This window comes from Streptomyces sp. NPDC059816 (assembly GCF_042732055.1).
Classification (GTDB): domain Bacteria; phylum Actinomycetota; class Actinomycetes; order Streptomycetales; family Streptomycetaceae; genus Streptomyces.
On the sequence record NZ_JBHWIQ010000050.1, the window covers coordinates 23,053 to 33,839 of the forward strand.

Sequence of the window (10,787 nt, forward strand, 5' to 3'; positions counted from 1 at the left end):
CCGAGGGGGTCCGATGACCGAGCCACCGTTGCCGGGCGTGGCGACCGCGACCGACGGCCCCCTGACGGGCGTGCGCGTACTGGAGTTGGCGGGCATCGGCCCCGGCCCCTTCGCCGCGATGCTCCTCGCCGACCTGGGCGCCGACGTCGTCCGCGTCGACCGCCCGGGCGGCCCAGAACCGGGACTCGGCCCCGGCCCCGAACACGACCTGACCCACCGCAACAAGCGCTCCGTGCTCGTCGACCTGAAGTCCCCGGGCGGCCGGGACCGGGTCCTCGCGCTCGCCGCACGCGCCGACCTCCTCGTCGAGGGCTACCGCCCGGGCGTCGCCGAGCGCCTCGGCGTCGGCCCCGCGGACTGCCGCGCCCGCAACGCCCGGCTCGTCTACGGACGGATGACCGGCTGGGGCCAGCAGGGCCCGCTCGCCCCGCGCGCCGGCCACGACCTCACGTACCTCGCGGTGACCGGCGCCCTCGGCACGATCGGCCGGCCCGACGACGCGCCCGCGCCGCCCGCCAACCTCCTCGGCGACTACGCGGGCGGCTCGCTCTACCTGGTCGTCGGTCTGCTCGCCGCGCTGCACCACGCCCGCGCCACCGGAGTCGGACAGGTCGTGGACGCGGCGATCGTCGACGGCGCCGCCCACCTCACCACCCTGGTCCACGGGCTGCTCGCCGCCGGACACTGGCAGGACCGGCGGGGCGCCAACCTGCTGGACGGTGGTTGCCCGTTCTACGGCTGCTACCGGACCGCGGACGGCGGGTACATGGCCGTCGGCGCCCTGGAGCGACGCTTCTACGACGAGTTCACCGAGCTGCTCGACCTGGGCCCGGCAGCTGCGCTGCGCGACGCTCCGGCCCACTGGGACGCCCTGCGCGCGGCCGTCGCCGACCGCTTCCTGACCCGGACCCGAGCGGAGTGGACCGGGGTGTTCGAGGACTCCGACGCCTGCGTGGCACCCGTGCTCTCGCTGCACGAGGCCCCGGCGCACCCGCACCTCGTGGCCCGCGGCACCTTCGCCACCCGGGACGGGGTGCCGCAACCCGCACCCGCCCCGCGGTTCTCCGCCACCCCGGGCACCCTGCGCCGGGGTCCCGCCCGGCCCGGCGCCGACACCGCGGAGGTGGCCCGGGACTGGGACGTGCCCGACCTCGTCGCCACCCCGTCCGACCCCCTGCCCGAGGGTCGGTGACCCGGTGCCGCGCGCACCGACGGGGCCCGGGAACCGCCCGCCACCCGCCCGGTCGACCCCTCCGAAAGGCTCACCCGTGACCACCGAAGCATTCGTGTACGAAGCGATCCGCACCCCGCGCGGTCGCGGCAAGGCGAACGGCGCCCTGCACGGCACCAAGCCCATCGACCTCGTCGTCGGTCTGATCCACGAGCTGCGGGCCCGCTTCCCGGACCTCGATCCCGCCGCGATCGACGACATCGTCCTCGGCGTCGTCGGTCCCGTCGGCGACCAGGGCTCCGACATCGCCCGGATCTCCGCGATCGCCGCCGGCCTGCCCGACACCGTCGCCGGGGTCCAGGAGAACCGCTTCTGTGCCTCGGGCCTCGAAGCCGTCAACCTCGCCGCGATGAAGGTCCGTTCCGGCTGGGAGGACCTGGTCCTGGCGGGCGGGGTGGAGTCGATGTCCCGGGTGCCGATGGCCTCGGACGGCGGTGCCTGGTTCGCCGACCCGATGACCAACCTCGCCACCGGCTTCGTCCCGCAGGGCATCGGCGCCGACCTCATCGCCACGATCGAGGGCTTCTCCCGCCGTGACGTCGACGCGTACGCGGCACTCTCCCAGGAACGGGCGGCGGCGGCCCGCGCGGACGGCCGCTTCGACCGCTCGGTCGTCCCGGTGCGGGACCGCGCCGGACTCGTCGTCCTCGACCACGACGAACACCCCCGCCCCGGCACCACCGCCGACTCGCTGGCCGCCCTGAAGCCCTCGTTCGCGGACATCGGCGACCTCGGCGGCTTCGACGCGGTGGCCCTCCAGAAGTACCACTGGGTCGAACGGATCGACCACGTCCACCACGCGGGCAACTCCTCCGGGATCGTGGACGGCGCCGCCCTCGTCGCCATCGGCTCCCGGGAGGTGGGGGAGCGCTACGGGTTGCGCCCCCGCGCGCGGATCGTGTCCGCCGCGGTCTCCGGCTCCGAACCGACGATCATGCTCACGGGACCCGCGCCCGCCACCCACAAGGCCCTCGCCAAGGCCGGGCTCACCCTCGACGACATCGACCTGGTGGAGATCAACGAGGCCTTCGCCGCGGTCGTGTTGCGCTTCGTCCGGGAGACGGGACTCTCCCTCGACCGGGTCAACGTCAACGGCGGGGCCATCGCCCTGGGCCACCCCCTCGGCGCCACCGGGGCGATGATCCTCGGCACCCTGGTGGACGAACTCGAACGCCGGGAGCAGCGGTACGGGCTCGCCACGCTCTGCGTCGGCGGCGGCATGGGCATCGCCACCGTCGTCGAACGCGTCTGACCGCGCGCCGCCCCGCGACCGCGCCGTCACCGCCGAGCCCACCGCCCCCACCCGCCGCATCGGAGCAGCCACACCATGAGCGAGCCCACCACCCGACCGACCCCGTCGACCATCCGCTGGGAACAGGACCGCGCCGGGATCGTCACCCTCGTCCTCGACGACCCCGACCAGTCCGCCAACACCATGAACGCGGCGTTCCAAACCTCCCTCACCACGGTCGCCGACCGGCTGGAGGCCGAACGCAGCAGCGTCCGCGGCGTCATCGTCACCTCCGCCAAGAAGACCTTCTTCGCGGGCGGCGACCTGCGCGAGCTGATCCGGGTCCGCCCCGAGGACGCCCGACGGGTGTTCGACGCGACCCGCAGTGTCAAGCGCGACCTGCGCCGCATCGAGACCCTGGGCGTCCCGGTCGTGGCCGCCCTGAACGGCGCCGCCCTGGGCGGCGGCTACGAGATCGCCCTCGCCTGCCACCACCGGATCGCCCTGGACACCCCGGGATCGAAGATCGGCCTGCCCGAGGTCACCCTCGGCCTGCTGCCCGGCGGTGGCGGGGTGACCCGTACCGTACGCCTGTTGGGCATCGCGGACGCGCTCCTCAAGGTGCTGCTCCAGGGCACCCAGTACCACCCCCGGCGCGCCCGGGACGCCGGACTCGTCCACGAACTCGCGGACAGCCCCGCGGAACTCCTGGCGAAGGCACGGGCGTTCATCGAGGCGCACCCGGAGAGCCGACAGCCCTGGGACCTCCCCGGCTACCGCATCCCCGGCGGGACGCCGGCCCACCCCAAGTTCGCCGCGAACCTGCCCGCCTTCCCCGCCAACCTCCGCAAGCAGACGGCGGGCGCCCCCTACCCCGCGCCGCGGGCGATCCTCGCGGCGGCCGTCGAAGGCTCCCAGGTGGACTTCGCGACCGCCGAGACCATCGAGTCGCGCTACTTCACCGAGTTGGTGACCGGACAGACCGCCAAGAACATGATCCAGGCGTTCTTCTTCGACCTCCAGGCCGTCAACTCCGGTGCCAACCGGCCGCGGGGCGTCGAGCCGCGCCGGGTCCGCAGGGTCGCCGTGCTCGGCGCGGGCATGATGGGCGCGGGCATCGCCTACGCATGCGCCCGCGCGGGCATCGACGTCGTCCTCAAGGACGTGTCCCTCCAGGCCGCGACCCGGGGGAAGGAACACTCCGCGAAGCTGTGCGCCAAGGCCGTCGCCCGGGGCCGCACCAGCCGGGCCGAGGCCGACGACCTGCTCGCCCGGATCACCCCCGCCGCCGAACCCGGGGCGGTCGCCGGCTGCGACGCGGTCATCGAGGCCGTCTTCGAGGACCCCGCGCTCAAGCACCGGGTGTTCCAGGAGGTCCAGCACCTGCTGGCGCCGGACGCCCTGTTGTGCTCCAACACCTCGACCCTGCCCATCACCGACCTCGCCGAAGGCGTGGCACGTCCCGCCGACTTCATCGGTCTGCACTTCTTCTCCCCGGTCGAGAAGATGCCGCTGGTCGAGATCATCAGGGGCGACCGGACCGGTGACGAAGCCGTCGCCCGCGCCTTCGACCTGGTGCGGCAGATCCGCAAGACCCCGATCGTGGTGAACGACTCCCGGGGCTTCTTCACCTCCCGGGTGATCGGCCGGTTCCTCAACGAGGGCGTCGCGATGGTCGGCGAGGGCGTCGAGCCCGCCTCCGTCGAACAGGCCGCCGCCCAGGCCGGATACCCGGCGAAGGTGCTGTCCCTGATGGACGAACTGACCCTCACCCTGCCGCGCAGGATCCGGGACGAGTCCCGCAGGGCCGTGGAGGAAGCCGGCGGCACCTGGACACCGCATCCCGCGGAAGCCGTCATCGACCGCATGGTGGAGGAGTTCGACCGCCCGGGCCGCAGCGGCGGTGCGGGCTTCTACGAGTACGCCGACGGCGAGCGCGGCAGGCTCTGGCCCGGGCTGCGCACCCACTTCATCCGAACCGCGGCCGAGGTGCCGTTCCGGGACCTCATGGAGCGCCTGCTGTTCTCCGAGACCCTGGAGACGGTGCGCCTGCTGGACGAGGGCGTGCTCGTCTCCGTCGCGGACGCCAACATCGGCTCCCTGTTCGGCATCGGGTTCCCCGGCTGGACCGGGGGAGTGCTCCAGTACGCCAACGGGTACGAGGGAGGGTTGCCCGGGTTCGTGGCCCGGGCCCGGGAACTAGCGGACCGCTACGGCGACCGCTTCGCGCCGCCCGCCTCGCTGGTGGCCCGCGCCGACCGCGGCGAGCCGTTCCACGACCGCTGAACAGCGGAGCCGGCACCGCGCCGGCCACCCCCGCCACCCCCGCCGGCGATGACGTGCGGTCCGGCACCGAGCCCATGCGCCGGTGCCGGACCGCGGTCGCGCGGGACACCGTAGCGGCGCAACCGCGGCTCACCGGCGCGGACACCCACGCACGTCCGCGGATCGCCGTGCGGTCGAGGGATGCCGCCCTCAACACCCGGGCCCCGCACGGCGCGTCCCCGTGGTCGCGGCCCAACGTCGAACGTGTGTCCCGGAATCACCGGACGCGCGGGGCCAAATGAGCCTCCCTGGCGATATCTTCCTCATACTGGACATATGTCACTCGATGTCCCACGTTCTCGTGTACCCCAACCGCCCCCGCCCGGAGGCATCCTCTGGCAGGACACAGGTGACATCCGCACCTTGTTGACCCTCGGCCCGGCCTTCATCCTCCAAGTGAGCCACCCCGCGGTGGGCGCCGGCGTCGACGACCACTCCGTGTTCCGCACCGACCCCTGGGGGCGCGGCGTCAGGTCCATGCGGTCCGTCCTCCTGTGGGTGTACGGGGAGGAGCGCGCCGCCGAGGAGGGGCGCCGGCTGCGCCTGCTGCACCGCGGCGTCCACGGTACGGACGCCCAGGGCCGCCCGTACCACGCCCTCGCCGCCCGCACCTACGCCTGGGTGCACGCCACCGGCTTCCCGGTGGCCCGCTACGCCCACCCCTACCTCTGGGGCCGCCCCTACACCGAGCCCGAGGAGCGACAGTACTTCGCCGAATGGCGCAGGGTCGGACAGCTCCTCGGCATCCACGAACGCGATCTGCCGGAAACCGTCGAGGAGTTCTGGCCGTACTACCGCGAGACGCTCAAGGAGATCGAACTCACCGGGGTCGCACGGGAGTTGCTGGATCCGCGGCAGCCCCTGCCCGTCCTCAACGTGGGCCCGCGCTCCTTGCGGACACCGGTGCGCTGGATGTGGCCCGTGGCGCGGCGGCTGTTCCTCCGGTTCCGTAGGTTCCTCTCCATCGGTCTGCTGCCGCCGGAAGCCCGCGACGCACTCGGCCTCGTGTGGACCGCCGCCCAGGAGCGGAGGCTGCGCCGGGTGTGTCGGGTCATCAGTGTCGTCGTCACCCGACTCCCGCACCGACTGCGCTACTTCCCCGAGGCGCATCTGGCCCGCTCCCGGCACGGACTCGACTGACGTCCTCCCGGGCCCCGTCGAGCGCCCGCCGCTCCCGGCCCGGTGGCGCGCCCATCCGGCCGGGAGCGGGTACGGCCGAGCACCCACCGCCACCCGGGGCCTGAACCACGCCCTTTTGCCCAGGAGTTCTCGGCAGTACCGTCCGCGCATGCCGACTCCAGAGCGTCCCCCGGGTCACCTCGGCACCAGCCGTACCGAGGCCCCTTGTCCGCCCCGACCCCGCGCCCGGTCGCGCGCCGTCCTCCTCGCCGCGGCCACCGCCCTGGCCGTCCCGCTGCTCTCCGCGCCCGCCCACGCGGACCCGCCCCCGCCGCCCCGCACCGGCTTCGAGGAGTCCCGCGGCGCCCGATGGACCGGTGAGGCCGAGGAACGCACGTTCCTGGCCGAGGTCGACCGGCGCTCCCCCCGGGTCTCGGTGTCCCGGATCGGGACGAGCACCCAACAGCGGCCCCTGCCCCTCGTCCGGATCGGCGGACCCCGCCCCGCGGAACACACCGTCCTCCTGGTGTGCAGCCAGCACGGCGACGAACCCGCCGGCCGCGAGGCCTGCCTCAGCACCGTCCGGGACCTCGCCCTGGCCCGGGACCACCACACCCGCGCGTTCCTCGCCCGGACCACCCTCCTGGTCGTGCCCAACGCCAACCCGGACGGCCGCGCCGCCGACACCCGGGGCAACGCCCTCGGCATCGACGTCAACCGGGACCACCTCGCCCTGCGCACCCCCGAGGCCCGCGCCCTCGCCGCCGTGATCCGCGACCACCGCCCCGACGTCATCTACGACCTGCACGAGTACGGGGCCACCCCCCGGTACTACGACAAGGACCTGTTCGACCTGTGGCCCCGCAACCTCAACACCGCCGCGGCCGTCCACGCCGAAGCCCGGGAACTGTCCGCGCAGTACGTCCGCCCGGCCGCCGCCCGCGCCGGTCACTCCACCGGCACCTACGGGATCTGGACCGACCCGGACACCGGCGCGCCGATCCGGCAGGTCGCGGGCGACGGACAGGAACGCATCCTGCGCAACGCCTCCGGTGCCAAGCACTCCGTCGGCCTGCTCATCGAAAGCCGCGTCAACGCCCGCACCGACGCAGAGCGGGCCGATGCCGCGCTCAACAACCGCCGCAGGGTCTCCTCCCACCTCACCGCCCTCGACGGCCTGCGACGCTTCTCCGAAGAGCGGCGCGGCCGGGTCGAAGCCGCGACGACGGCGGCCCGCGCGGCCGGTCACCGCGACCGCGGCCCGGTCTACCTCGGGGGCGCCGACAACGACCCCGCCGAACCCACCGAGATCCTGGACCGGCCGCCGTGCGGCTACCGGCTCACCGCCGCCCAGCACGCGGACGTGGGCGACGAACTGGCCCTGCACGGAGTCCGGCTGCACCGTACGGAGGACGGCGGCGCGTTCGTCCCGCTGCGCCAGTCCCTGCGCGCCCTCGTGCCCCTGCTGCTGGACGGCCGTGCCGCGTACGACCTGGTCGCCGCCGAACCGGTGGACACCTGCCCCGAGTCCTGACCGCCGACCGGAGCACCCGTCCCGGGACCCGGTGACCGCCCCGGCGCACCCGGCCGTCCAGGTGCGTCACGCCGGGTACGCCCTCGACCATGCGTACGCCCCGGCGCCCGGGACGCCCCGTCAGCGCCGCCCCGGTGCGCCCACCGCACGGGCCCGGACGCCCCGCGTGCCCACCGGCTCGCTCGGGGCGTCCGGAGGAATCGACCGAGGTGGTCCGCCCGCCCGGCCGCCGCCTCGCGACCGGAAGCCCGGCTCGCGCCGCCGCCGGGCCCCGCCCGAAGCCGCGGCCGATCGGGCGCGGCCCCGGCGCGGTCGGCCCTTCCGTGCGCCCGGCGCACCGCCGCGGCGCGCGCGAGCACGCGTGGTCGTACGCACCGGCCGGCCCGGCTGGGGATACTCAGGACATGGCTGCCGCGTACGCATCCTTCGACCTGGCACCCGCCACGCGGGCGGGCGGGGTCCTCGCCAACGGCGAGCTCCAGGCGCACCGGGACTTCGTGGACTTCATCATCGACGGACGCCCGCTGCTGTATCGCCTCGCCGACCTCGACGCCGTCTCCCCGCTCGCCTCGGACGTGCCGCCCGCGATCTTCACCGCCCAGGTGCGCGGCCTGCTGTTGGAGGCCCCGGCCCCGCTCGCCGACGACCGCCACATCATCTACGGCTGTCCCGAGTGCGAGGACCTGGCCTGTGGCGCGGTGACCGCCGTCATCGAACGGGACGCCACCGATCCCGACGACGTCATCTGGCGCGACTTCGCCTGGCAGACCGACCGGCGCGTCGACCTCCCCCTCAACGGTTACCACGGCATGGGGCCGTTCCGGTTCCGCGGGGCCGAGTACCGCGCCGCCCTCCAGCGGCTCGTCGAGGGCACGGCGCCCGCCCGGCGCCGGGTGCTGCTGATCGGCGACCGGGTCGCGGTCCTCGCCCGGCTCGCCGCCGCCCTGCGCACCATCGGCATCGGCGCCGACATCACCCGGGACGCCGCCCAGGTGCCCGCCGACGAACTGCGCGCCTACGGTGCGGTCGCCTTCGGCGCTTCCGTCCCCGCCGCCGAACGCACCCTGGTCCGGGCCACGTTCGACCACGCCGGGCTCACCGTCACCTACGTGGACGGGCTGGCCCCGATCGTCCCGCTGCTCGTCGCCCAGGTCGAGCACGCCCTCGACACCGCCCGGGCCGGACGGCGCCGACTCACCCACCTCTCCAGCGCCGGGGGCGACGCCGGGGTGGACGTGTCCTCGACCTGCCGGGTGCGGCTGCTGGCGTACCGCCTCGACCGGCTGCGCCGCACCCGCACCCACGAGGTGTTCGACGGGGTGCTCGGCCCCGGCCACCACCGCATTCCGCTTGACGGCGACGTACGCGGCGGAAGATCCTTCCTGGTGGCACGCACCACGGACAGCGTGCTCGTCGCGCCTTCCGTACGATGACCACACCGTGGCGCCGGGCGGGCAGTGACCGTCCGAGCGCGACCGCCGCAACACCATGACGTCCGCCACGACCAGCAGGGGGTGCGCTCCGATGCGCCGGTGAACGCGAGGAACCGTCCCCTCGGCGGACGACCCTGCGTACCCGGCCCCGCGCACCCGTGCCACCCCGTGGCACCCGTGCGACCAGGGCGGTGGGACCCGTTGGACGTTCGCCACCCACCCTCCGTCCAGGATCGGACCGTCATGACTGCCACCCTCGTCGCCAAGGACCTCGCCGCAGGCCACGGTGACCGCACCCTCTTCTCCGGACTCGACCTCGTCGTCGCCCCGGGCGACGTGATCGGCCTGGTCGGCGCCAACGGCGCCGGCAAGTCGACCCTCCTGCGGCTGCTCGCCGGGCTCGACACCCCCGAACAGGGAGAGCTGAGGCTCTCCCCGCCGCACGCCACCGTCGGCCATCTGCCGCAGGAACCGGAGCGCCGCCCGGGCGAGACCGTGCACGCCTTCCTGGCCCGCCGCACCGGCGTCACCGAAGCCCAGCGCGCCATGGACGCCGCGACCCAGGGGCTCGTCGACGGCACCCCTGGTGCCGATGACGCCTACGCCGTGAGCCTGGAGCGCTGGCTCTCCCTGGGCGGCGCCGACCTGGACGAACGCGCCGCGCAGACGGCCGCCTCGCTCGGTCTGGGCGTCGGCCTCGACCAGCTGATGACCAGCCTGTCCGGCGGCCAGGCCGCCCGCGCGGGACTCGCCTCGCTCCTGCTGTCCCGCTACGACGTCTTCCTCCTGGACGAACCCACCAACGACCTCGACCTCGACGGACTGGAACAGCTCGAACGCTTCGTGCGCGGCCTGCGCGCGGGCACCGTGCTCGTCAGCCACGACCGTGAGTTCCTCACCCGGACCGTCACCAAGGTCCTCGAACTCGACCTCGCCCAACAACAGATCAACCTGTTCGGCGGCGGCTACGCGTCCTACCTGGAGGAACGCGAGACGGCCCGGCGGCACGCCCGCGCCGCCTACGAGGAGTACTCGGACAAGAAGAGCTCGCTGGAGGCCCGGGCCCGCACCCAGCGGGCCTGGATGGAGAAGGGCGTCAAGAACGCGCTCCGCAAGGCCCCCGACAACGACAAGATCGGCCGCCGGGCCCGCGCGGAGTCCAGCGAGCAGCAGGCGGCGAAGGCCCGGCAGACCGATCGGCTCATCGAGCGAATGGACAAGGTCGAGGAGCCCCGCAAGGAATGGGAGCTGCGGATGGAGATCGCCGTGGCGCCCCGGGCCGGCGCCGTGGTCGCCACCTTGCGCGACGCCGAGGTGCGGCGCGGTGAGTTCCGGTTCGGGCCCGTGACGCTCCAGATCGACTGGGCGGACCGGGTCGCCGTCACCGGCCCGAACGGCTCCGGGAAGTCCACCCTGCTCGCCGCGCTCCTCGGCCGCCTCCCGCTGGACGGCGGGCACAGCGCGCTGGGGCCGGGCGTCGTGGTCGGCGAGGTCGACCAGGCACGTGCGCTGTTCCACGGGCCGCAGCCCCTGCTCGACGCCTTCCGCGCGGCCGTCCCGGACACCGAACCGGCCGAGGTGCGCACCCTGCTCGCCAAGTTCGGCCTCGCGGCCGACCACGTGCTGCGCCCCGCGGCCACCCTGTCACCGGGGGAGCGGACCCGGGCCGCCCTGGCCCTGTTGCAGGGGCGGGGCGTCAACCTGCTGGTGCTCGACGAGCCGACCAACCACCTCGACCTGCCGGCCATCGAACAACTGGAGTCCGCGTTGAGCAGTTATCAGGGGACGCTCCTGCTGGTCACCCACGACCGGCGGATGCTGGACGCCGTCGACACCACCCGGCACATCGCCGTCGCCGACGGAACAATCACCGAGCACTGAGCGCCGGGGGCGGAGCGGCCCTGCCGCTCCGCC

The 10,787-nt window shown here is 74.3% G+C and carries 7 protein-coding genes; all 7 read left to right on the forward strand.

Features of this window, described 5'->3' with window-relative positions:
* The first annotated feature begins 13 nt into the window (after window positions 1–13).
* The 7 genes from ACFV88_RS35330 (at window position 14) to ACFV88_RS35360 (ending at window position 10,754) form a co-directional block, all read left to right on the forward strand.
* Entirely contained in the window at window positions 14–1,192 is a 1,179-nt protein-coding gene (locus ACFV88_RS35330; RefSeq protein ID WP_385496305.1) for a CaiB/BaiF CoA transferase family protein, read from the forward strand.
* 76 nt (window positions 1,193–1,268) lie between these two features.
* Window positions 1,269–2,483 (forward strand): acetyl-CoA C-acetyltransferase, encoded by a 1,215-nt coding sequence (locus tag ACFV88_RS35335; RefSeq protein WP_385496306.1) that lies wholly within the window; start codon window positions 1,269–1,271, stop codon window positions 2,481–2,483.
* 75 nt (window positions 2,484–2,558) lie between these two features.
* Complete coding sequence (locus ACFV88_RS35340; RefSeq protein WP_385496307.1) at window positions 2,559–4,748, forward strand: 3-hydroxyacyl-CoA dehydrogenase NAD-binding domain-containing protein; 2,190 nt, start codon at window positions 2,559–2,561, stop codon at window positions 4,746–4,748.
* Between the two features lie 315 nt (window positions 4,749–5,063).
* Window positions 5,064–5,927 (forward strand): oxygenase MpaB family protein, encoded by an 864-nt coding sequence (locus ACFV88_RS35345; protein ID WP_385496308.1) that lies wholly within the window; start codon window positions 5,064–5,066, stop codon window positions 5,925–5,927.
* Window positions 5,928–6,075: 148 nt separating this feature from the next.
* The gene (locus ACFV88_RS35350) at window positions 6,076–7,440 is read left to right on the forward strand and encodes a M14 family metallocarboxypeptidase (RefSeq protein ID WP_385496309.1); all 1,365 of its coding nucleotides are present in this window, start codon (window positions 6,076–6,078) and stop codon (window positions 7,438–7,440) included.
* A gap of 404 nt (window positions 7,441–7,844) precedes the next feature.
* Window positions 7,845–8,873 carry an oxidoreductase gene (locus tag ACFV88_RS35355; protein ID WP_385496310.1) on the forward strand — a complete coding sequence of 343 codons (1,029 nt, stop codon included), beginning with the start codon at window positions 7,845–7,847 and terminating at the stop codon, window positions 8,871–8,873.
* A 243-nt stretch (window positions 8,874–9,116) separates the two neighbouring features.
* Window positions 9,117–10,754: an ABC-F family ATP-binding cassette domain-containing protein gene (locus ACFV88_RS35360; RefSeq protein ID WP_385496311.1), complete on the forward strand. Its 1,638-nt coding sequence runs from the start codon at window positions 9,117–9,119 to the stop codon at window positions 10,752–10,754.
* The last annotated feature ends 33 nt before the right edge of the window (window positions 10,755–10,787 follow it).